This is a genomic window from Chitinivibrionales bacterium, from assembly GCA_035516255.1.
GTDB lineage: Bacteria > Fibrobacterota > Chitinivibrionia > Chitinivibrionales > FEN-1185 > FEN-1185.
In genome coordinates, this window is sequence record DATJAL010000031.1 from 20,940 (window position 1) to 44,266 (window position 23,327).

The 23,327-nt window shown below is 53.7% G+C and carries 17 protein-coding genes; 7 read left to right on the forward strand and 10 right to left on the reverse strand.

The features are described 5' to 3' along the window. Window positions 1-27: 27 nt before the first annotated feature. From VLX68_09350 to VLX68_09365, 4 genes are all read right to left on the reverse strand, one after another. Window positions 28-549 (reverse strand): DUF2127 domain-containing protein, encoded by a 522-nt coding sequence (locus VLX68_09350; protein ID HUI92437.1) that lies wholly within the window; start codon window positions 547-549, stop codon window positions 28-30. 81 nt (window positions 550-630) lie between these two features. Then, window positions 631-2,526, reverse strand: coding sequence for a DUF4954 family protein (locus VLX68_09355; protein ID HUI92438.1), 1,896 nt, complete (start codon window positions 2,524-2,526; stop codon window positions 631-633). 102 nt (window positions 2,527-2,628) lie between these two features. Further along, window positions 2,629-4,041 carry a DUF362 domain-containing protein gene (locus VLX68_09360; GenBank protein ID HUI92439.1) on the reverse strand — a complete coding sequence of 471 codons (1,413 nt, stop codon included), beginning with the start codon at window positions 4,039-4,041 and terminating at the stop codon, window positions 2,629-2,631. 90 nt (window positions 4,042-4,131) lie between these two features. Then, on the reverse strand, window positions 4,132-4,623 hold the full coding sequence (locus VLX68_09365; GenBank protein HUI92440.1) for a hypothetical protein: 492 nt from the start codon (window positions 4,621-4,623) through the stop codon (window positions 4,132-4,134). A 595-nt stretch (window positions 4,624-5,218) separates the two neighbouring features. Between VLX68_09365 and VLX68_09370 the strand changes: the two genes are divergently transcribed. Then, window positions 5,219-5,644: a hypothetical protein gene (locus tag VLX68_09370; GenBank protein ID HUI92441.1), complete on the forward strand. Its 426-nt coding sequence runs from the start codon at window positions 5,219-5,221 to the stop codon at window positions 5,642-5,644. A 60-nt stretch (window positions 5,645-5,704) separates the two neighbouring features. Here the strand turns inward: VLX68_09370 and VLX68_09375 are convergent, their stop codons facing one another. After that, entirely contained in the window at window positions 5,705-8,326 is a 2,622-nt protein-coding gene (locus tag VLX68_09375) for a DUF4962 domain-containing protein (GenBank protein ID HUI92442.1), read from the reverse strand. Between the two features lie 92 nt (window positions 8,327-8,418). Then, window positions 8,419-9,750, reverse strand: a complete 1,332-nt coding sequence (locus VLX68_09380; protein HUI92443.1) for a glycoside hydrolase family 88 protein — start codon at window positions 9,748-9,750, stop codon at window positions 8,419-8,421. A gap of 642 nt (window positions 9,751-10,392) precedes the next feature. Here VLX68_09380 and VLX68_09385 point away from each other — a divergent pair. The 4 genes from VLX68_09385 (at window position 10,393) to VLX68_09400 (ending at window position 15,584) form a co-directional block, all read left to right on the forward strand. Then, window positions 10,393-12,798 carry a hypothetical protein gene (locus tag VLX68_09385; GenBank protein HUI92444.1) on the forward strand — a complete coding sequence of 802 codons (2,406 nt, stop codon included), beginning with the start codon at window positions 10,393-10,395 and terminating at the stop codon, window positions 12,796-12,798. Between the two features lie 13 nt (window positions 12,799-12,811). After that, window positions 12,812-13,135: a nucleotidyltransferase domain-containing protein gene (locus tag VLX68_09390; protein ID HUI92445.1), complete on the forward strand. Its 324-nt coding sequence runs from the start codon at window positions 12,812-12,814 to the stop codon at window positions 13,133-13,135. Between the two features lie 133 nt (window positions 13,136-13,268). Beyond that, window positions 13,269-15,017, forward strand: coding sequence for a hypothetical protein (locus VLX68_09395; protein ID HUI92446.1), 1,749 nt, complete (start codon window positions 13,269-13,271; stop codon window positions 15,015-15,017). 213 nt (window positions 15,018-15,230) lie between these two features. After that, a complete protein-coding gene (locus VLX68_09400; protein HUI92447.1) occupies window positions 15,231-15,584 on the forward strand; it encodes a hypothetical protein in 354 nt (117 codons plus the stop codon). Between the two features lie 173 nt (window positions 15,585-15,757). Here VLX68_09400 and VLX68_09405 read toward each other — a convergent pair whose 3' ends face one another. The 4 genes from VLX68_09405 to VLX68_09420 form a co-directional block, all read right to left on the reverse strand. Then, on the reverse strand, window positions 15,758-16,930 hold the full coding sequence (locus VLX68_09405) for a hypothetical protein (GenBank protein HUI92448.1): 1,173 nt from the start codon (window positions 16,928-16,930) through the stop codon (window positions 15,758-15,760). A gap of 84 nt (window positions 16,931-17,014) precedes the next feature. Next, window positions 17,015-18,250: a hypothetical protein gene (locus VLX68_09410; GenBank protein HUI92449.1), complete on the reverse strand. Its 1,236-nt coding sequence runs from the start codon at window positions 18,248-18,250 to the stop codon at window positions 17,015-17,017. Between the two features lie 459 nt (window positions 18,251-18,709). Beyond that, on the reverse strand, window positions 18,710-19,933 hold the full coding sequence (locus VLX68_09415; protein ID HUI92450.1) for a hypothetical protein: 1,224 nt from the start codon (window positions 19,931-19,933) through the stop codon (window positions 18,710-18,712). Then, window positions 19,930-20,775, reverse strand: a complete 846-nt coding sequence (locus VLX68_09420; GenBank protein HUI92451.1) for a TIGR02147 family protein — start codon at window positions 20,773-20,775, stop codon at window positions 19,930-19,932. Before VLX68_09420 ends, VLX68_09415 begins: the two co-directional genes overlap by 4 nt. A gap of 342 nt (window positions 20,776-21,117) precedes the next feature. Between VLX68_09420 and VLX68_09425 the strand changes: the two genes are divergently transcribed. Together VLX68_09425 and VLX68_09430 are read left to right on the forward strand one after the other, a co-directional pair. Further along, window positions 21,118-21,972, forward strand: coding sequence for a hypothetical protein (locus VLX68_09425; GenBank protein ID HUI92452.1), 855 nt, complete (start codon window positions 21,118-21,120; stop codon window positions 21,970-21,972). Then, entirely contained in the window at window positions 21,969-23,033 is a 1,065-nt protein-coding gene (locus tag VLX68_09430; protein ID HUI92453.1) for a hypothetical protein, read from the forward strand. The genes VLX68_09425 and VLX68_09430 overlap by 4 nt, the downstream gene beginning before the upstream one ends. Window positions 23,034-23,327 lie beyond the last annotated feature (294 nt).

Below are 23,327 nucleotides of genomic sequence, written 5' to 3' on the forward strand. Positions count from 1 at the left end.
CCCCGGTGCAGGTTTACAGGGCAGGAATCACGCGCCCGTCTTTTCGGCAGACGGGCGCTTTTCTTGTCCGGACCGGGCGGCGGGTTTCTCCGAAGATTTCCGGACCAGCAAAACGACCAGATACACCACGACGGCGATATTGATGCCCAGCAGAATGACCTTCGTGACCGTGCCATGCCAGACCATCTCGTACAGTTCAAACGGAATGAACAGCCCCGTTTCAAACACCGCCATGTATTCGGCCCACCGTCGCTGAAACAACAGCCCCGCGCCTTCGGTAAAGAACATCCCGGCCATGAAAAACGCGCTCGCGCTTATCTCCTTAAGCAGGCGGTTGTCTATCAGGTCGAGCCGCATGAAAATGTCCTGGACAAATCGGTTTTCTGCGTCGATATGCAGCTTGGTGATCAGCACCATGAAGAGGTCGGCAATGTCCTTGTCGAGCAGCTTGAGCACAATCACGGCGAGGCTGACAAACAGCGCCCCTTTTATCAGTTTGAACAGGGCTATGAGGAAAATGCCGAGCGGGCGAGAGGAAGGCTGGGGCATGAGGTTCACAGAATTCGTAACCGCCGATGCATGGAGGTAAATAATGACCGTAAAGAGAAAAATAATCCGTTCCGGCAAACCTCAGAGCTTCGCGATGATCTGCTCCAGTTCGGCCTTCATTTTCTTTATTTTATCCGTAGTTTCCTTGACAAATAAATCATCTTTTGCCTGCGTATGCGCCGCATCGTAATCGGCGATGACGCGTCTGCCGCGCTCGTCGTCCTTCTGTTTGGCCTTTTTCGTATCGGCCGCGACTTTCTCGTGCATCTGAAAAAGCCGGGTCAGGTTCTCCTTGACGCCGCGTTTGGCAAGCCCTTCCTTGCCGCAAAGACCGCGCTGGTGCTCCCAAACGGGGTCTTTCGTTGCGTCGCGGAAGACCGAGACGGCCGCGGCTCCGCCTGCCAGACGTCCCGCGAGACCGCAGAGACAATAATATTCAATGTAAAAATCGTAGGTCGCAACACCTTTTTTCCTGCTTTCCTCGGTCATGAAGTTTTCGCCGAGCCCGTTGATGTCGGCCGGCCCGTACCACTCCCGCGCGGGCGCGGCGTTTTTGAGGCGGTCCCTGGCCGAAACGATAAGGTCAATGGTGTCGGGCCGCAGCGTGTCGCAAGCGAATGCACCGCGCTTCGCCTTATTGCGCTTGAGGAATTTGCTCTCGTTTCTCTTCACCGCATAGAGGTTGTCTGAAAGCACCCAGCCGGGGATAAGCTCGTTGAGGGACTGCGGCGCGCCGGCGGGCGCCGCCGATGGCTTATTGATAAGAGAGAAAGGGAATTCCATCCGCTGGGGAAGGGTGGTGACGCCGGTGGCGATGATCCCGTAGGGCGCGCGGGAAAAGTCGGAGGGAAATTTGATATTCGCGCCCAGCCCGATAAACGTGCCCTCGCCGCACCAGAGTTCCTGGTCGGGCGCCCGCGCGGTGTGGTTGGAGCCCACATTGGCGCCGGCGGCGACGTTTCCCTTGCCCTCGGGCCACAATGCCGCGATGAGCAGCGCCTGGTGATGCAAGCCCACAAACGGTCCGACCAGGCACGCGGTCACCTCTCCCTCGGCGATTTCCGTGTTCGGGCCTATGATGCTCTTTGTCACCTTTGCATGGCGTTCCACGCGGGAATGCTCGGTGAGCACCGAGTCGTCCACGATGGCCATCGAAGTTATCTCGCAGCCCCATTGCACGCACGAGTTGCGCACGAACGCGCCGCCGCCGATGAGCGCTTTTTCCTGGGGTGTGCACATGATCGTGGCGTTTTCCACGAGCGTTGCGCCGTCGATGAAGCAGCCCGGTCCGGCAAAAGTGTCGGCGACACGGGGGGTGTTCCTGATGACGCAGCCCGGCCCGGCAATGCCGAACGCCGAAGCCGCGGCCTCGGCATAGGCCTTTACAAAATCCCTGTAACCGGACTGAAGCTGCCTGTCGGAGCGCCGCGCCGCGATCGCCTGCGCTGCCGTCATCGTCATGTCGGCGAAGGATTGCACTTCGCGGCCGCCGGTCTCTATTCCCACCGGAATGTCGAGGCCGTTGCCGAACGTGCAGGTTCCCGTGCACACCAGCGCGCCCACGCGATGAACCACCGCCTGGTCGAGGACAAGATAGCGTGCCATGGAAACGTCGTACACGAGGCAGTTGTTGCCGATTTCCGATTCGACAATGACGCTTTTGTAAATCCCGCATGGAATGGCAAGCGACGCATCGGCGGCGACCGGCCGCCCGTCGAAAGCGCCCAGCACGCAGACGCCGAAAAACGCGGAGTCGGTAACCCCGCCGGGCCTGAAGGCCTCGGCCACCAGGATGAGATGCCAGTCGGCGGCCCGGTTGCCCTGCGCCTTGAGCCGTGATATTTCGTCCTCCGACAAATGGCGCACCGCGTCGCCGAACAGCCGGCTTTTGGTTTTTCCCTGTTTGAGCGGGCGGACGGCGTTCAGGAATTCCGATTTTTCAAGAATCCCGGCCGTCAGGGTCTTTATATCATCCATGGTTCAGCTCCAATGATCCTAAAAATTATGACACTCCATCATCGATTGCAAGCTCGGCATGATTCGGGAATCTGAAAAATAACTGGACGGACGGGGAAGGCATCAATAATAGCTGAAATGATACGACCGTGCCATATGCGGACCGTGTATCTGTAAATAATACTGTCCCGGACCAGCGTGATGACCGCCGCCTGCGGTGCCGTCCCAGGTAAAACGCCCTGCCAGCGGCGATTCGAGCAAGCAGACCAGTCTCCCATCCGGTGAAAACACCGATGCGCCTGCAACGGGTTCGGTGGAAGGAAACGATACGTGAAGCAGGGACGCCCTTTTGTTTCTCCCGCTTATCAAAAGCTCAACGGTCTGCGCGCCGGGCGCGGTTGACGAATGGCCGTAAATTATTCCCGACGCCGGTACCTCGACCCAGCCGCGGCCGAAGTTCTGGTCCGGCGTGAGCGTCGTGAGGCTCTGCCGGTCGGCGTCGGCGTACCCGAAATCGGTGATGAACCGGTTGAGGTCCGCGTCCGGGTGCGTGGTGCAATTCATGATGTCGATGCGGATCTTCCGTGTTGTCAAGTAATCGACCGCGGGGCCGAACGTGCCCATCACCGCGTAATACAGCGGCGTGTCCGGGATGCAGCTCCAGTCGCCGGCCTTCGAAGACCACAGCGAATCGACGATGCAGAGCTGCTGCCGGCACGGCACGCCGGCCGAAGGGGTGCCGATGATGGCTTCGTTCTTGTTGAGCTCGAACAGCTGCGTGAGGTCCTGCGGGCAGTTCGATCCGTGCGCGCCTCGGGTGATGGTGCCCACGTGGTTCTTGCAGGTCATGGTGAGCCCGACCCAAGTGGCGATGTGGGGTTTGTTGACTCCTATGTTGACAAGCACGTCCGCGTTCTGGATGAGCGTGGTGCACTTGAGCGCCTCACCCATCACGGTGACCGGAAACGTGTCACCTCCGTTGCTCACCACGACATCGGCGGGGAGGAGGGTGCCCTTGAATCCGCTGAAATTCGACACGGCGTCGTCCATGGTGTCGTAAATGACCATGCTGGCAAAGGGGACGCCGAATCCGTTAAGCACGCTGCAGATTTTATTGATAAACGCAGCGCGCGGGTGCAGTCCCGTGGTGGCGTCGAGGCCCGAGCAGTTGACTTTTATCGCGATCCGGACGTCCGGCCACGCCTTGGCGTCCGGTTTTTTTAGGATGGTGGCCCACGCCGCCTGCGTATCGGCCTTCTGCGCAAGCGCCCGTGCCATGGCGTCCATGACGTCCGAAACTTTAGCGGCGTTTACCACGCTGTTCTGGGACGCCGTGTCCCATTTAAGCGGGACGCTGTTTTCCATTGACGGATCGCAGCACGCCACTACGCGGAGATTGTCGATGTCCGGATTGATCTGCATGCCGGTGACAAAGCCGGAGGAACGGGAGAATGCCGTTCTTAACCCGACGGAAGCGGCCGCAAGGCCGGCGGCGGCTAAAGTGGAGGTTTTTAAGAAGCTGCGCCTGGCAATCATGTTATTCTTTGAAGGTTTCATAATAGATAAATATACCATTGTATAAACGGATTTGCTTGAAGCGATGGATAAATCTTTAGCAGGCCGGCGTTACTTGTTAAACATGATTCCTATCCGAAAGCCCGGGCCGCCGAGCGTGGACACCTTCCCTTCATGCATTGCAACAAGGTATTCAAGCCTGCCCAAAAAAGATATCGCTTTTGTCAGCCAAAATTCGTAGGTAAGAATGGGGGAGGCGAGCATGGCCGCATGCGATTCGTAATGTGCCGAAACCGTGTCGTCCGGCGTGCGTGACAGAACATGAAGGTTGGTGATCCCGCCTCCGCCGGCCATGGCGCCCAATGAAAAACGGCCGAATGCGGTTGGGAGACAGAATTCGAAAGTCAGGCCTCCATAACCCATGTCAAGGTAGCTTCCCGAAAGGCCGGGTGATTGATAGTCAAGGCTGTAGGTGCTCCCAATGCATCCAATGCGGAAATGGCTGGTGAGATTGAATTGAAGCAACCCGCCAAGACCCCAGGCCATTCCGCGCATATGGCCGTAATCGCCAGCTATGTCCGCATACTGCGCGTAGGCGGTCATTCCCCCGGCGAATCTGCTTGCCGATGAAGTTGCTGAAACCGAATAAGAAAAAAAGAAAATAAATATCAGAATCGGAATCGTACGCAAATTGGCGCCTCTACACTTTATTAAGATGTATTGTCGTGTATGATAAATGACCATTTAAGGAAGAAGAAAATAGAAGAATCTCGTTCAGGATACAAGTTCGAGACCGATCTTCTTCTTTCACTTGCGGCGGAGAAAGAGAAGACGAGATGCCAACTGCACAAGAAATACTCAATTCCTTTGTTGGAATCAATGGTTTTTCGGTTGACCGTGAAGCAACTTTGTTGAGCGTGTATTTGAATGGCGCAGCCCGCGCATTCCCCGCGACTTGGCGCGGGGTTAGCGGACGACTATAAAATATTCTATTTCCATAGCCAAGGAAGAATCCCCGCCACTTGGGGCGGGGTTCTTCAATTTCAAACGGTGCCTGCGAGAACGGGTGCCGTTTTTTATTTTACATTATTTCGTGGCACCAAACTTGCATCATTATCATTTTATATGATGTTAATTGAACTTTTTTTCATTTATGATAAGATGTCCTGATTAAATTTTAATAATGGAAAGGAAAACCATGCGGAAAATCAACATGCTGCTTCTCTTCGCCTTCTTATTTGCGTGCTCTATTGTCGGCCCGCAGTGCAGTAAACCTAGTTCGACGTTCACGCTTAAATTCATCAATACTGGTCCGCTCTCCGTTACCGGATTCTATTTGAACCAGGAAAATGATTCGATTAATTGGGGATCGAACATTCTGCCGGTGGACTCGCTCACTACCAACGAATATGTCCTTTTGCACAATTTAGAAATCGGGCCGGTATATGCTTTCCGCGCCCGGTTCGACAGCATCGGCGCCGCAGCGTACCTGATCCATACGTCCATGCCGACCCATCCGGACGTCATTACCGTCCATGCTGCCCTAGACACGATAGGAAACTGGAGCATCGGCCACGCCTGGGGATGGGAGACATGGCCGGGGGAAGTGAAGGTGGGGCCGTGACATCAATGACAAGCCGAAGGACTTGCTCCGGGTACGATGTCGCAAAAGTCAATGCATCGCTTATTCCGCTAAGTGAAGCAGCGTCTGGGCACTTACCGCGCCTTTTATTTCCATCCTGACCGCATACGTCGAATGCCGCGGAACGAATCCATCATTCGGAACAAATGCCGGAATACCGCGAATCAAAGAGGTCGGCCTGCTCTTCCACACGCATTTCCCGTCAAGGCGGTACAGGCTCACCACTGCCGTCCCCGAGCCGGGGGACGTTATCCTGAATGCCGGACGCCTTTTATCAAAAGTAAATGAGAATGCGGCGTACTTTTGCTGGCCCGGTACCATCCTGTCAACCTGCATCGATTCCGTGATGATGAGATAGCTGCCTTGCTTTACGGCCTGCGGATTGCGACCCGGCACCCGCACCATTGCGGGCGTTGCATTCGGAGCGTACAGCTTGAGATTAAGCGGGCTTTTATCGTCAAGATACACGGCCACGGCGGTGTCTGAAATTGACGCATGCACGGCGTTCACCTTGGCAGCACTTTGCAAAATAACGCGCCGGCCGCTGCTGTCCGCGACCACGGTGCCTGCGCCCAGGAAAACATCTTTTATGATGCCGTCGGATGCAAAGCCGATGCTCGCCGCGTTCGCGTCCGTCACATAGCCGCCGGCCGCTGCCGTGTCGCCGGCGCCCGCGCGGCGGATGATATGGTCAAATGCGAGATTTCCGCTCACATGCACCACGGATGCGGATGAGGTCTGATTGGTCAGGGTGAATGCCGGCCGTGCGGCCCAGGTTGAGACGGTCGACGGGAAAATCACGTTGACAAAGTCAACCTTTTTCACGGCCTGCGGCGGCCTGATGACAATGCTGGGCTTGGCGGAATCAACGGTGTCGAACACGAACGGAGCGGGCGAGAGCGTTTTGATGCCGAGCAGATTGCCCTGTCCGCTCGATGCCCGCGCCCATCCGCCGGCGGTGTCGATGACGGCCGAATCGGCGCAGTGGAACCGGATCTCGTACGAGTGCGCCGCGCTGTCGGCGACATTGTCCACGATGATGAAATACGCGGGGCGCACGAACAGGACGTTCCTTGCGAAAAGCGAAACCATGAACGGCCCCATGGACCCGTCGGCGTTCGTGGACCGGCACCGCCGCGACGCGTCGGAGGAGACGAAGTCGTATCCGTCAATGTCGCTGACCGTGGTGAGGAGCCCGTCGTTGCCCGCGTACACGCCTGTCTGGTCGGTGGGGAAGTACTGGCCCCTGCCGTCCACGAGCAGGGTGTTGTGCGACGACGACTGGTACGCGGTGCCGAGGTCGTCATACAGACTGCGGCCCTCGTTCTCGCCGATTAGGGTGGCGCTGCCCCGGTACAGCCAGATGGTGTTGGCGTCGGCGTGGTCGTGACCCACGTTGAGGTTCGCGCCCGATGTGTCGAAGGGGTAGTTCTTCGACAAATACTGATTGTAAAGAAACATGCCGCCGTAGGCGCCGGTTTTTAATCCGAAGGTCAGGTCCGAGTCGCCCCAGCCCGTGCGCCAGATCACGCCCTGAAGGTCCCACAAAGTGCGGTACAAAGGGAGGTTTGCAGGCGGGGTGGAGGCGGCGGACGGTGAATAATAAAAGAACTCGCACACGTGATTGCCCGCCTGGTACGAACTGCGCCCAAGGTCGGTGCCCATTCTTGCCCAGAGCCACTGGCCGATGCCCGAGCCGCATTCCGATCCCGCAAGCGCGAGCAGGGAATATCCCGCGGCGCTCAGCCATCCGCCCCAGTCATCGATGTAACTCGAAAAGTCGAGCGCCATCTGGCGGTCCGACGGCAGATAATTGTACAGGGCGAAGAGTGCGTAGTTCGAGAGGTAATTGCGCGGGTACAGGTCGATGTTCTTGAGCCGCTTGAGGTTGAAATAGAACGGCATTGACGCGGTGAGCTTGGAGTTCTGATACAGGCAGCCCTCGTGCCATGTGCCGTCGCCGATGTTCGCGAGGTCGAAGCTGTCCCTGCGCATCTGGGCGATCACGTGGGAGAGCCATTGTGCAGCACTGTCGCATTCGCCGTCGAGCGCGAGCGCGGCAATGCCGAGCGCGGTGTTGTTGTTGTCCCAGTGGTTCTGGCCGTACGATTCCGGCCACCAGTTCGCCCACGCGGCGGTGTACGGGCCCGCGGCCGCTTCGTACATTTCCTGGCTGTGCTTGACCAATGCGGCGCGCACCGCGGCGCGGTCGCCCGCCGAAAGGCTGTCATAGAGCCAGTCATATGCCATGGCGCATGCCCGGATCATTGAGCCGAGCGACAGGTCACGGTCGCCGAGCGTCGCGTCCGCGCCCCAGTACGGCCACGTGGCAAACGCGGTGAGATAGCTCCGGCCGAGCGTCAGGTACTGAACATCGCCGGTGGCGACAAACGCGAACGCGAGCACCGTGACGTCGCGCGCGTCAAGGCTCAGATCGGAAGACGCCGCACCGGTAGGGGCTGTCGGCAGTGGCAGCGGCAACAGGGAGTTTGCGCAGGATATGATGGGCGCCATGATGGCGGCGTGGGTGGTGGTTGCCTTGGTTCTGATTGAAGGGATGTCGGTGGAGGAGAAGAAAATGGACGGATGGTTTGCAAGAACTGCTTCAGGTCCAATAAGGACAATGAGCGCCAGAATGAATTTTTTCCAAAAGGATTTACCCATGAGTACCTCGGGGCTAAAGTTTACGAGGCGCGGATAATGAAGACGGGAATTGCAATATTATCAAATGTCAATTTCATGGAAAATCGAGAAAGCTACTTTATACATTTTAGAACATACGCCTTGTTCTTCGATAGATTTTTCGGGACACGGAGCGTTTTGCCTGATAATTCCGTATAATCAAGCACCAATTTTCCCGAAAGGTCAAAGAGTGCGGCACCGCTCGCGTCCTTGGGAATGGTGATTGCTCCATCATGTGCGGAAATTATAATTCTGGAACCTACAGTATTATAAAGAGCTTTATTGTTGGCAGGAGAAACAGCCGCTGCCGCCGTTGCCCCTGTCGCCATCATCCACATCTGTTCCCCCGCTTGCATGAACGCGCCTTCGCCTTCCACCGACGAATTGTTCACGTCGATGCTGGCTGGCTGATCGCTTACGTTCTCGCACCGTTGGAGCCTGCCGTCGGTGCCCACGTTTGCCACGAGGTCGCGCCAGGCTTTTTTTACGCAGTCGATGTACTGCGCCGAATCCAGAAGGTGATTGTTGATTCCCCATGCCATGCCGAAACAGAAGAAAGCCGACGCGCTTGTTTCCGGATCGGGAAATTGAGTGTGATCGCGCATGCTCGTGGTCCACAGCCCGCTGTAAAGGGAATTGAAGCCCTGTTCGGCCATGATCGCGGCCGCCATTTCCCTGAATTGCTTTTCCCATTTGGGCCGTTGGGGATGATCAAGCGGCATGTCCCGCAATACGCGCGTCATCCCTCCCAAAACCCATGCCACGCCGCACGACCAGAACACGGGCTGGCCGTTGGCCGCTTTCTGGGTTTTAAATCCGCCGTCGCGGTACCAGAGGTGGTAGTTCGTGTCGTAAAGATTTGCGCTGGTCGTCCACCAGTACTGGGCCATCGAATCTATGAATTCATTGTTATTGATCGCCCGGCAATATCGGGACACCGCTGGCGGCGCCATGTACAGGGCATCGTCCCAGCTCCAAATACCTTGTTGCTTGACCGTATAAAAAAGATTTTCAAGGTTCGTTTTGACATTCGCTATCATCGAGTCGTTGGCCGGCCTCGGGTCGAGCAGGTAAATCTCGCAATAGGTCTGGCAGCAGCAGATATCGTCGGCGCTGGTGGTGAGAAGCGTGACGCACGGCATCCATTTGAATTTGATCGCCCACTGCCGCGCGAAATTGAGATAGGTGCTGTCTTTGGTGAGACGGTGCATTGCCATGACGCCGGTCATGTATGCCCCGCCGTCCCAGCTGTTGGGGTAGATCGGCCCGCTTTTCATATGGTAATAGGCCACGCGCTTGGTGATGCCGATGATGCTGTCCGGGGCGAATTCGTCGGGGTAGGCTTTAGCGGGCGCTATAATAATAGGAAAAGAAATGACCACAAAAAACAATGTGATGGATTTCATGACAATTTCCCCCTACTCTGAATTATATCAACAATATAAGACTTTTTTAGGAATTATGTAAAGATAAGAGATGGTTTTTCTCCGAGTGATTTTCAAGTTGCGAGAAATACAATTGAAAGACCCTTCGACAAGCTCAGGGTGACATAGGAGAATTATCGAATAACACTTGATGATTAGGAGCAATCACACATGCCTCCAGTAAGATTCGCGGAGAAATTACCAAATCCGAGCGCCAGGCAGGACCGGAGGGTGAGCCAGAGCGAATTGTCATTTCATTCCCCAAGGGTATAGAAATGGCACTTCGTGCTTCATTATTATATCTCTTGCCTTGTGTCACTTCTTTCCCTAATGTAAGGTAGTTGCGCTCTGCGCAGTTAATTATACCTTTTGCATTGTGCCGGCCGACCCCGCCGTCACGCATAGGACGGTCCGGCAACGAGGCGAATAGCCGAGCCCGGAGGGAGGGCCGGTGTCCGAGCATAAAAAAATATGGAATAAGTCCTGCACGGGCAGGCGCCCAATTTATTTGTTTTACATTGATAAATTCTCAAAAAAATGCCATTTCCGCAAGCCGATTGTTATATTATAAATCCATTAAAAATTCGGATTCCATAACCCCCCACCTTCTAAAAGGAGCAGTGGATGAAATCAAAGGCATTGTTTGTATTTATCGCGGTGCTTGCAACGGCCGGGCTTGTGATGCTTTCGTGCGCGCCGTATGCGCAACTCAAGCCAAAACCTGAGCTGTCCTCCGCGGAGCAGGGATACATCCAGCTTAAAAACGATAAAAAGGATTTCGAGTTGAAAAAAGAGAAAAAATATGTGATCATGTTCCCGGCGCCGGCAGAGGACAATTTCTACCTCGTGCTTAATGCGCCGTCAAAGAAAAAGATGAACAGCTTTTTTTCGGCCACCTATGCCGAAAACAAAACGCCGGGTGAAAAAATAAAGGACGAAACACTGTGGCCCGATTCCATAAGCGTTTATGCGGTGAACACAAAGTCGCCTTCTTACTACTGGTTCATGGAAGTGGGGGGGGAGGACTTTGTCCTTTCCATGAGATACCGGTATGCGCCCCAATGGCGTTTCAAGTTCGAGACCAAGGCGGCGGAATACAACGCCACCCTTGCCAGGAACGTGGTTGACAGAAGCGCTTACAAGGGCATCGGCACCACCACGCAGATCGACGCCATCAATTTTGCCGCGGCAATCGACACCATCAAGCGCCACGAGGCGGCGCTGGAAGGGGTATACAAGGAACTGCTCGCGATCGAGAGTATTTTCCCGGCGCGCATCGTGAACTCCACTGACCCGGCGTACCAGAACTATAAAAAACTGCGCGCCAACCTCGAGGACGAGATGAATTTCCAGAAGGCGTGGCTGGCGTCGCTCGATTTCTTCAGCAAAGAAAAGGCGTCGCGCGGCAGCCCCGAGGATTTCCTGGGCAAGATCGCTGATTTCACCTCGTATTTCAACCAGAAAAGCATGCTGGCGCCCAACGTGACCACCGAAAGCCAGCGCGTTCTTAAAAACAGGTTCGACGAAGTGATGCCCTATCTCACCATGAAACTGTCGGGAAAGGAAGACGCCGCGCTGTTTGACCAGAAGCTGTACAATACGGCTTCGCTTGCGCCGCTCGGCACACTGCTCGAAAAAGCGGGCATTGCCGTTCCGCAGGAACTCACGGCCATGACCAAATACGTCACGGATTTCGATTCCAAGGCGAAAACGCTTGCCGCGCTCAAGGATTCGGTAGACCGCATCGGCAAATACGTGAAGGACGGCCCGCAGTTCCCGAATGACGAGTTTTTCAAGGGCGTTGTGGCGCGCATGACCGCGGTGCAAAACGCAATGCCTTCCAAAATAGACGAGTCGTACGGCAAGTACGCGGCGAGCAAAAGCGCCGAGGCGCTCAACGCAGAGATTGCAAAGCTCGCGTCCTTTGTTTCCCAGCGCCTGGCGGAAAGCCAGCAGGCCGAGGTGCTCGTGCAGCAGGTTAACATCCTTAAACTGCAGGGCGATTTCCACGGAATGGAAGGCCTGCTTTCGCAGGCCAAGCAGCTCGGGTTTCTGCTTGACAGGTATCGTGACCTTGACAGGCTGTCGGTTGAGCAGCAGATGAAGGCCGTGAGGACGTCGCTGACGTCCGCGGCTTGGCAGCAGGCGGAAACCGGCCTGCGCAACCTGCACGTCGACCAGACGTTCATCAATCCACAGGCGGCCCTTCCCTTCAAGCAGGCCGCGGTGCGCGACATGGAAGATTCGCTGTACTCCACGGTCGAGCGCGTCACGCGCGCACGGGTAAATAAGTTCTGTGAGGAAAAAGTGACGGTGCTCGAGAACGTGGATTCGCTGTACTCCGACTCGGTCTTCCTGCCGGTGTACGACATCACCTTCTCGTCCGGGTCGCAGAACCATCTTCTCAAGAAAAAGGAGGCGCTCATCGCCGACCTGGCCAAGTTGAAGGACTATGATTTCCCGGCCAAGGCGATCAAGCTGTGCTACGAACAGTTCATCAAGAACCCGGATGAGAACGGCGTTCTCAAGGCGCGCGCCGTGGTGACGCACGGCAAGCATTACAAGGGCGACGACAAGGAGCTCAAGATCAAGATTGCGGAATGCGACCCGCTGTCGGCAAAGTGGATTTCCAAGCCCAAGGATTACCGCCGCGTGTTCGTGCTGCCCGTGACCGACAACCGCAGCAGGGGGGCGAAGAACAAGTATTACATCAGGCTCAACGTGAACATTCCGACCGACGCCGAGTTTCCGGTGTACGACGTGAACATCAAGCTGCCGAAAGAAATCGCTCAGAACGCGGCGGCGAGCCAGTGGTATGACCAGATCCTCTGCAACAAGACCGTGCTCAAGAACGAGGGCCGCTTCTCCATCGGCGCGCCGACCGCGGCCAACGATTTTGAATGCCAGATCACGCCGGTGCAGATGAACAAGGACAAGAACAATATCCTGGAAGTCAACTTCACGTATCCGGCGTTCAAGCCGTTCACGGTGAGCGTGATGGTGCAGAAGCCGATCATAAAGAAGAATTAATCTAAGGCGCCTTATGATTGATGAAAAAAAACTGCTTGATGATTTTGTAAAGGAGATTGTCGCCGCAGCCCATCCGCTTCGGATTATTCTTTTCGGCTCCTGGGCAAGAGGGGAGCGGCATGCCAACAGCGACCTTGACGCATTGGTAGTGATGCCCGACGGGACTGCGTGCCGAAGAACCGCGCGGGAAATTTACCGAAATTTATCCGGATTAGGGTATGCGGCGGACATAGTTGTTGCAACGCCGGCGATCATCGAACAGCAAAAGAACAACCGCTCACTTGTATATTTTTACGCCATAGCAGAAGGCAAGGAGTTATACCGTGCAGCGGCGTGACGGCCCGGTCCCGGGTACACCCGAAGATTGGCTGCTGCGGTCGAAAAGCAACCTTTCGCCGGCGGAAAAAGTCGTCAGGTGGACTGAAAAATTATTAATGGATAAATCGGCAATAACCTAGAAAGGGTGTCCCATGAAAGCAGTTCTCATCGTCATCCTCGCAATTCTCGTCCTCGCCGGCGGCGGGGCAGTATACTGGTTCGTGTTCCACAAGGACCTGAGCGGCAAGATCGTCATACCGTACATCGCGCACCAGAAGCCGCGCATCGACCCGCATGTGCCGAGCGCCATCCCCATCGCCGACAAGCTCGACGAGGTGGTTTTCGACGGCCTCTTCAATGTTTCGGCCAATCCGAGCGGCATCACGTACGAGGACGGGCTGGGGGAGCTGATCAACGTCGACCCGAAGACCAGCGTGGTGACGGTGAGGCTCAAGCAGGGCAAGAAATGGCATTCGAGCTGGAACGTGACCATGGAAAAGAACAAGGCCACCATTGCGCCCAAGCAGGACAATTTCTTCTCGGCGCAGGACCTCAAATTCACCCTGCACCGCATCCAGAAACTGGGAAGCCTTTCACCCGATTACATTCTGGTGTCGCAGGCCATCCCGAATTTCGACTTTTCCGGGCCGGACGACAACAACGAGATAAAGTTCCAGTTCAAGGGCGACCGCGACTGGAAAGAGCCCGACATCAAGGAAGTGCTTTCGTTTAAAATCATCCCGGCGAATTCTGAGATGGACGCGCCCGCCTACACGATCGGCACGGGTCCGTACCTTCTGACCGGGGAGTACGAAGACGTGATTTACTTCCAGAAAATGCCCGACGGCATCGCGCGCATCCCCAATTTCATCCTCAAGCCGTTCATCGACAACAGCACCTACACCACCGAATTGCGCAACCGCAACATCAACACGCTGCTGTCCACGCCGTTCGGCGCCGTGTCGTCCATCCTGGGCGACAGCGCCAAGTTTTTCCATAAGTCAAGCATCGCCACGTGTTTCTTCGCCGTGCTGTTCAACGTGGAGCGGCTCAACCTCCAGCAGCGGCTCGCCCTGCGCAAGCTCATCAACAACCAGATCATCATGAACCGCTTCTTCAAGATAGGCACCCAGCAGCAGCGCCATATCGCCAATTACAAGGGCGAGGGCGACAACTATTCGGAATATCTCAACAACAGCGTGTTTCCCACCACCTCGTACTACGTGGAGGAGCAGATCGTGACCCCGGACTCGGTGCGGGAAGGTCCGGACGTGTCGGTGCTGCCCGACACGGTGCGCATCCAGACCTGCCTGAATTATGATTTCAAGGAAGAACTCTCGGATCTCGTTGAGATCATGAACGACCCTGCCCTGTTCCACGGCAAGATCAAGGTGGCGGCCGTGGGCAACGAGGACATCAAGAAGCAGAACTACGACGCCGTGCTCGTGGCCATCAGCGGGTACCGGAGCAACTTCCTGTTCGACCTGTTCCCGATCTTCCTGCGCGAGCCTGATTTCGAGTCGTACAAGATCAACTTCAGGACCATGGTTGACGCTAAGGGAAAAGAGGCCGCCGACCCGTCGTGCTTCACGGCGAACAAGAACTTCTTCCGGCTCGACCTGGGCGCATCGTCGGCCGAGCAGGCCGATTTCAAGCAGCTGCTCGACTACATCTACGGGTTCATGGCGACGCGCGAGATCGGCGACAAGCAGCACTATTCGCAAAGCCTCGACAAGCTCGAGCAGAAGCTGGCGCTCGGCTCGTGGCTGTTCTCGCTGCCGTCGCTGGCGTATTTCTCCACGCAGTTCGACGCCTCGACCATCGACCTGTACGGCGTGGCTTCGCAGCTGTCAACCGCGAAGAAATGGCAGGAAGCGCCGAAGAAGAATAAACTTTTTTAAGATCAAAGGAAATATGCGGCTGTGTCAGCAATGGAGAAGTAGCAAGAACCATCGAAGGGAAAAATTCTGTCGTGCGGAATAAAGAAGGGAACCGCTTTCGGTTCCCTTCTGTTTTGCATTTTATTGCGGTTGACAAATTTATATGAAAGCCGTATATTCCCATCGGGTGAAAAAGCCGACAAAAATCAAGTTGTTTAATATCTTATGAGCGTCATGACAGGCATCATCGTCGGTTGGATCGTGGTCGGCATCGCGTCAGGCCTGATCATCTGGCTGCTTGTCCGTTCCACGCGGCGCGCACGTGTATTGATTAAAACGGGCGTTCCGCTCGAGGCGACGATCGTGAAGGTGCTCAATGAGGGGACCGTGGTGAGCGGATCGCCGGGCGTGATGTTCAGGGTCATCATCGAAGTGACGCCGCCGGCCGGCGCGCCGTTCAATGCAGAAAAGGACCTCTATGTCTCCCTGGCCGACGCCGGTTCGGTCCGGCCCGGCGGCAAGGTGAAGATCGTCATGGACCCGAAGACGAACCGCGTGGCGATACCGGGGACGGATGACAGATTGTGAGGGCTCGCATGGTCGCCAAGCCTCTGATGCCATTTGATTCTTGACTGATGCTTTTCATGCCGCATTGTTCTCCGCAAGCATTTTTTCCTTCTCAAAATGCAAAGCACGGCAGAGAGGCAGTGCGAACGTCCGTTCGCAAGGGGGGAGACACCCTGCTCAACCGTGCCGTTATTTCACCTGTCAAATTTGCACATTCGCACGGCGTCAATAATTTGGCCGTTTCTTTCATGGACCAGTATATATATGCCGGTATTTATGCTCCGTGGAATGAGTCCAGCAGGCGTGGCGGCAGAAAATTTAAAGCGGTCCATAAGCTTACCGCGCACGTCGAAGACCCTAACTTCATCAAGGCCCGTGTTTCCCTTGATTGACAATCGCGGAACAAGCGCCATGGATGTCAGGGGCTGCGGCGGGTTCCATGAGCCCCATGCGGTTTTCAGCGCTTCGAGTTGTGTGCGGATACCGACACTGGCGGTACCGGGATTCATATTTGGACCCAATCCCCCCGCCGTATCGGCCTGCAGCCACATGTCGGCTAACAAAAATCCATTGGGTCCTTGAGCCGCCATACTTGACGAGCTGCATCCGCCATGCTGTGTACCTATGGCCGATGCAGTGTAGTTGTCGCTACCATAACTCCAACTTCCGCAGCCTTCGCTTTCGATATAGGGTTTGGTATTGTTGTGGTATCCGACATGGACCGCAAGATCCGCTGCTGCAAACGCCGCTTGATCGTTCCAAGGATTCGCAACAATAATGGCCGGATCGACAGCCCTTACTGTTGATATTACCTCAACCTTGTTAGGTATGATACCGCCAGCCATGGCTTCATTGTCGGGATCCATAAAGGTATTGCGGTAATTATGAGCACTGAGCCATCTCGCCGTGTTTGCAATGGCGGTGTCTACTTGCGCTTGACCCCAATTGGAACATTTTGCATTGGTGCCTCCCCAGTATAGGCATCCGACCTGTATTATCATGCCCTTGGAATCCGCTGCTTCAATAATCTGGCCGAGCCTTGTTGAATAGACAGGGTTAAGGGTACCGTCGCAGTTGAATCCCGGAATGTTCCCATATCGCGACCCCATGATAAAGACACTTATGGTATTGCACCCGTAATATTTGAAGGTGTCCAGATAAAAGATAAGCGAATCGGTCGCCCACTGACATACGAGCGATTGGGAACAACGCAGGCCCTTGGCGACGAACCCCTTGCCGTTGATTGTCGTAGAATCGCCGCGTACCCCAAAAACATACCCGGTCGCTGAAGCCGGGACTGTTAAAAATATGAGCGCCAGCGTTGCGCTTAACGCGAAGCGGCTGAGATTAACACAGGACATTTTCATAACCTCTCCTTTAAAGGGTTAAAATGGATAAACTTTGCTTTTTTTAAAACCGCCGGCGTCCATGATGGCGCTTTGGTCGTTCAATTATGGCCTGCAAATCTTTTGTACGTTGGTGATGATGTTGCATTTGCCATAGACAACCAGATATGGAATTCCCTGACGCAACGACAGCGACTTTTCGAGCGCGGCCGCATCCCCATGAGTTGCGCGTGCAAGTAGCTTGCCGCTTAGGTCGAACACCTTCAAATTATCGTAACCGGTAATGGTAACGCGCGACGGAAGTACGTGTGACACCACCGAGGTCGGCGCAGGCGGGACCCATGCTCCATAGTTGGTTTTAATGTATTCGAGCCACCAGCGGACGCCGGCATCCGGAAGCACGGCGGTGACGTTTGCATTCACTTGAGAATCGGTAAAATTCGACATGCCGCCAGGCGTCATGAACGGACCTCCGATTCCCTGAAGGGGACCGCATTGGAGCCAGGTCGAGGCGAATCCGATTCCATTATTACCTGCCATTTGCGTTTTCGTATCGTTGAGGGACAGTGTTTTATACGCGCTGGTATATCTGCCGATACGGATGTAGTTGTAATAATTGGCCTGCTTGCTGTAACCGCTCCAGTAATTGCCGAAGTCGGGGGAATATTCGGAGTCGAAATAAGGTTTTCCGGCGGTCTTTGGCCCAAAGTGTATGTTCAGATTCGCGGTTGGCGCGCCTGCACTCCCGTTGCAGGCGATTACAGCTGCATTATCCACGGCATGACCGGCCTGCACCATCAGTTCCACAGAAAGCCCTGTCATATTCTCATTGTCCGGGTCAATAATAAAATTCCGGTAGCTATGGTATTTAAGCCATTGAACAACATTTGCAACCGCTTTGTTTGCGCTTGTCTGGTCTGCCGTTGTCGGGTTCGGGAAGCTGTCTTTTGCGGTGGACGTTCCCCAGTACAGACAGCCGATAAGGACCATCATGCCACGGTTGTCGGCCGCTTCGATGATTTCTCCCATTCTTGCTGCAACGGTAGGATTGAGACTCTGGTCCTTCAAATAACCTCCGACATCGCCAAACCGTGATCCCATGAAATACACCGTAACGAGGTTTACTCCGTAGTTTTTAAATGTGTCCAGATAGGTTATGAGCATTTGTGCTGTGGAATCCGAAACAAGCGCGTTTGAGCAACGGAGGCCGATCACTTTTATTTCGGTGTTGTTCAGCAGGATCTTTGAACCGGATACGGAGACATTATAATTAGTCGCACATGCGGACCAGATAATAAGGAATAATGTGATGAAAAGAGCTGATGGATTTTGGAACTTCATAAAACCCCCTTTGGGAGAGAGAGGATGGATAACGGTTTTGCTTGTCATTTTTTGTTATCGAGGGTTAATAGTGATTCCTTGATTTGATAATATAAGGCCAAAAAAGTAAAATGTCAATAAATAAATAGACTACAATGCAAATAAATTATAATTACTTTAATATCAATATGTTAAATATATAATATAATCCTTTTAAAAATCTAATTTAAACTGTAATATCACACAAAATAGAGTGATATTAAGGGGATGCTTTTTATAATAAACCTTCAATAGGCGTATGTGGAGGCAGAATTCTCCCGTAGAATCCTGGATAATTTCCCGTCTTTAACGGTATTAGGTATTGATTAAAAGAAAGCCTTTTATGATTGGAGAAATGCGGCCTTTTTTCGAGAGGATAAGTTCCAAGGCCGAGAAGTATTGACAAATTCTTTTATTGATTAAAAAAAGAATACAAAAAAATCATTTGCCTTCTAGGCACCAATTCACCGCTGCGTCAAACAGCCTCCACCCATTGGCATTCAGGTTAAGGGAGGCGTCCAATTCAAGAAACAGGCCCACGCGGCGCGCCGGAGCGGGAGTGGTGTCGTAGAGAGGTGTTCCCTTGTCAAAACAGAAATCCATCGCCTCATCCGTCATGCCGGGAACTGATGCTATGATCGTGGCGGCTGTCGCCGGCATGCCCCAGCGCAGTTGCAGCGGCTGCCCGAGCACCGCCACCGTGCCGCTGAGGCCCGCGGCAAGGGGGTGGGCCGGGGAAACGATGGCAACGCTGTCGTAGCTTGCGGACGTCACACCATAATCGATCCCGTTTTTCGGACCGGTGAGCGTCATGACACCGAACAGGGAGCTTTCTCCGGCAAGAACCGGCTTGGCCCAGACGCGGAGCATGCCGGCCGTCACGCCGGAATCGATTGACGAACCGAAAAAAACCAGTGCGATTCCCGCGGTGTCGACCGCGGAAACGGTGCCCGCAAACCTTGAGATCATGGCGATCCCCCTGCCTGCCAACCGGCGCAGGAAGAGCGAATCCCGGTTGTTGAGGGTGTCGGCCTTATTGACATACAAGACACGGTAGGTTGCGGAAATTGCGGTGTCCCCGGATGTCACCAATACATTGCCGGCGATGTTCCTCGGCGCGCCGGGAGCAGCGTCGCTGGCGTACACGAACAGAGGCATAAGCGCGGCGGGGAGCGAGTCGATGATCACGATGCTGCTGTCAGCGACAATGGAGAATGTGGTTCCCGGTATGTAGACGTGTCCCGGGCCCGCACGAAGGGTGTCGGCGATAAAGACAATAGCCGCGCCCGGGGCGCTCAGTGCGGCTGTCTTTACGGTTGCGGTGTCGTTTTTCAACACCTGTTGACCGGTGACGAGCAGCCGGGAGTGATCGTCCAACTGGAGGGCCTGAACAGAATACCGTCCCGTTTTCACGCCATTAAAAAAGTATGAGCCTGCGGTGTCGGTCGTGTCGGATGCGATAGCGCTGTCTTTGATGCCGGTCACCGGATTGAACGCCGAGGGAACCAGCAGCACAAGGGTGCGGCCGGCGGGCGTATTGTCTGATTTGACAATATTGCCTTTTAGGCAGCCCACGTCGGTGGCGGAACCTCCATCGGTGACAATCGGATTGGTACCGCATGATGCAAGAAAGACGGTGACAAGGGCAAGAAGAATTCGTTTCATTTCTGCCTCCCCCTTCTCTTGGGTCCGCGCTCCATGGGGAAAAGCTGCATTCCAAATGCGTGAACCTTTTTCGGGCTTCCATTGTCAGCCGCTATGAGGTCAAGCATTTTCTTGCGGGTGGCGTCGAGTTCAAGTTTTATCATACCGAACGCATTATCGGAAAAACTTCCGATGATGGTCCTGAAATACTGCCTGTCGGCGGGGATGGAATCGAGTGCACCGCAGCTTATTTCCATCATCGCCTTGTGGAGTTCCCTCGCAGCGAGTGAATTTATGTCCGTTCCTGTTGATATGATCCTGTCGCTTACCTCGTAATGCCCGTCGGCTCCAGTCCGGATGAGGCCAAGGCTGAGAAGAAGCTCAACGGATTTTTTTGCCTGCCGGGGAGAAATTTTCGGCGTAATCGCTTTTGCGAGAAATGAGTAATCATCAAGGAATTTGTGGGCGTGAATGTATTCACGGACCGCGATGTTGCGCCAGTCCGAGAGGTAATTGTATTGGTCTTTTCTGATTTTCTGGATTTCAGAACGGTGGGAAAACTGGGAGAGCCCGGTGAAGAAGCGCTGTTTTTTTTCCGATGTCTTTGCCTGATTATATTGCACGAGAAGCGAAAAAAACTTTGTTTCCTTTTTGGCAAGACCAAGCGCGGTACTGAATTTTTTTATCGAGCTGGGCGAGAGGTTCTTTTTGCCATCAATCACGTTCTTGAGGAAATTCGGGCCGCTCATTCCTGCTTTTCCGAGGAACAGCCGGTGAGAGAAGCCGGGGCTGGTTTCCTTTTTATAATGGTAATAGTCTGAAAGATATTTCCGGAAATCGGTGTATTCAAAAATTGGCTTCATGGTATAAAAGATACAGGTAAAATGAAGAAAAGTCAATAGTTATTTGGACTACATGATTATAATCGTTATATATTGTTTTAGTGAATTGATATTTAATAGATTACACAAAATTAAATGATTCTTGAATTAAATAAAAGCCAATTTTATTAATGATATATTGGGTGGATATTTTGGCAAAATGTTTCAGGCGTGTTTCATTGGAAAATGATTTCTGATCATTTTTACAGAGATAATCCGCATATATTCCAATAAATAATTATTTTTATTGTGCATGCAGTAATGAACTTATTTAAAGGTCAGATTGCCAACGCCATGAAAAGATCATGTGAGAAATTCCTTTTTTTGATTCTTATATTAAACGTATTTTCATTTTCCCAAACTACCTCCGACGTCCTCATCCTTTCCCGGCCGCAGGACTACACCATATTCAACGAGTACCAGCAGCCGCTCTCCGATCATGAAAAAAACCTGTTTGTTCCAAATGCTCCCCTGCAGATCGTGAAGGAAAACGAAATCATGGGCGATCAGATCACCCATGCGCTCAGGTTTGTATTCGAAGGCAGGACATGGTTCATCGAAAAAGATGAGTCCGGTAATTTCGCGGGCGATAAGGGCAAGCAATTCAGGCAGGTCTTAAGAAGATGCCTTATCGTCGGCGACACGGTGCAAATCACCGCCGATGGTGCGGTGCCGTTCTCCGAAAAATTCCCGCCCGGGGCAAACGGCTGGCTGAAAAAAGGGGAGACGGTGGAAAGGCTTTTTTCCTACGGCGGGTTCTATTGCGTGAAGCGGCCTGCCGTAACGCCGCCGTATGGATGGAGCAGGTTCGGCGCCAAGACCGGGTGGAGGCGTGTAGAACAGGGCCTTGAAAAACCGCAAGGGCTTACCACCTTGCTCACGGAGCAGATCATGGACCGTTTCAAGGCCGCCAACAAAACCTATGAAGAATATTTCTCACATTTTGACAAACTCACCGGCCAGGAAAAGACAATTCCCCGTTGGCGTTGTGAAGCAAAGGGGGATGAGGTGCATTGCTCCTTAAATGCGCCGTATGACGGAACGTCACAGCTCGACGAAAGCACCCAGTATCTGGTACGCGATCTTGAAAACATGCTCATCGGGAAACAGTACGAGGTACTGTTTGACAAGGGCGGAATCTTTATAAAGCCGAGAAGCCAGGGCCGGGACAAGCCATGAGGCAGAAACTTTTTGAACATATTCTGAGTGTGGCATTTGTGAGCGTGGTGCTGCTTGCCGCGCTGTTCGCGGCCCGCGCGGGCGTTCAGGCGAGGCATGAGCAGGAAACGAGCAGGGCGCAGGAATACGGCGATCTTTCGTTTGTCGATTTTAACGACGGGTTCCATAAGGCACTTCTCAAGGACGCGGTGAACATTTTTTATCCCGGTCAATATGAAAATAACAATGCGACGGTGGAGAAAATCCTTGCGCTGCGGGAAAGCGAGTTCAGCAAGAAGCTGCAGAAATCGTATGTGGAAGAGACGCTGTCGTGGAGGAAGCTTGGCCAGCTTTTCATCATGTATCTGAAATTCATCGCCGTGTACGTTGTGGTGATGCTCCTCACGTATTACGGCGTGCAGACCCTGGCCGTATGGCGTTTCTGCAGAAAGAAACAGCATGCGTTTGCACAGGGGAAAACATTCGGCGCCATCGCCCTGCATGTTCTCGCGGCCATCGGAAAGACCGCGGCGTATTTCGTGCTCTTTTCGCCGGCCTATGTGATCGCCTATTCCATCCGCACCGAATTCAACACCGATACTATCATTTTCATGGCGATTCTGGGCGTGCTTTCCAACGGCCTGCTCGTCACCTATGCCAACAAGTTCTACGCGTTCCTGGTTGCCGAAAGCCGCAAGGGATACGTGGAAACCGCGCTTGTCAAGAACCTGAGCTCCTCCTATGCCCCGCATGGACCCGGCGGAATCCGAACCAGCGCGGTCCTCAGGCCAATAAAGCGGTTCGACGGCCATGTTTTCGGGCATATTTTCTCCAACGCGCGGCACCAGTACCTGCCCACCATCAAGGAACAGGCGTCATTTCTCATCACCGGGCTCATCATCATTGAAATGGCGCTCAACATCCACGGTCATTTGAGCTACGAAATGTTAAGGCAGATGCTGTATAAGAATTATGATATCGTGATAGTCATAATTCTGGGGATATTCTTCACCGTCAAGGGAACGGAGATTGTGGTGGACCTCGTGGAGAACAGGGCGGAGAAGAGGATCGAGAACAAATGAAGCATGTTGACAGTTGATGGTTGACTTGTTATTGGGCGTGGAAATGTCATTGCGAGGAGCTTGGCGACGAAGCAAGCTCAGATAAGACTGCATAGATGACAAAGTATGAATAAGTATCATGTTTACATAACGACCAATCCATCAAATACAGTTCTATACACAGGTGTAACAGGAGATATATCCAAAAGGGTGTTTGTCCATAAGAATAAACTTTTAGATAGTTTCACTAAGAAATGCAATGTCATAAAACTTGTTTATTCCGAGGAATATTCTTTTATCGATGACGCTATAAAA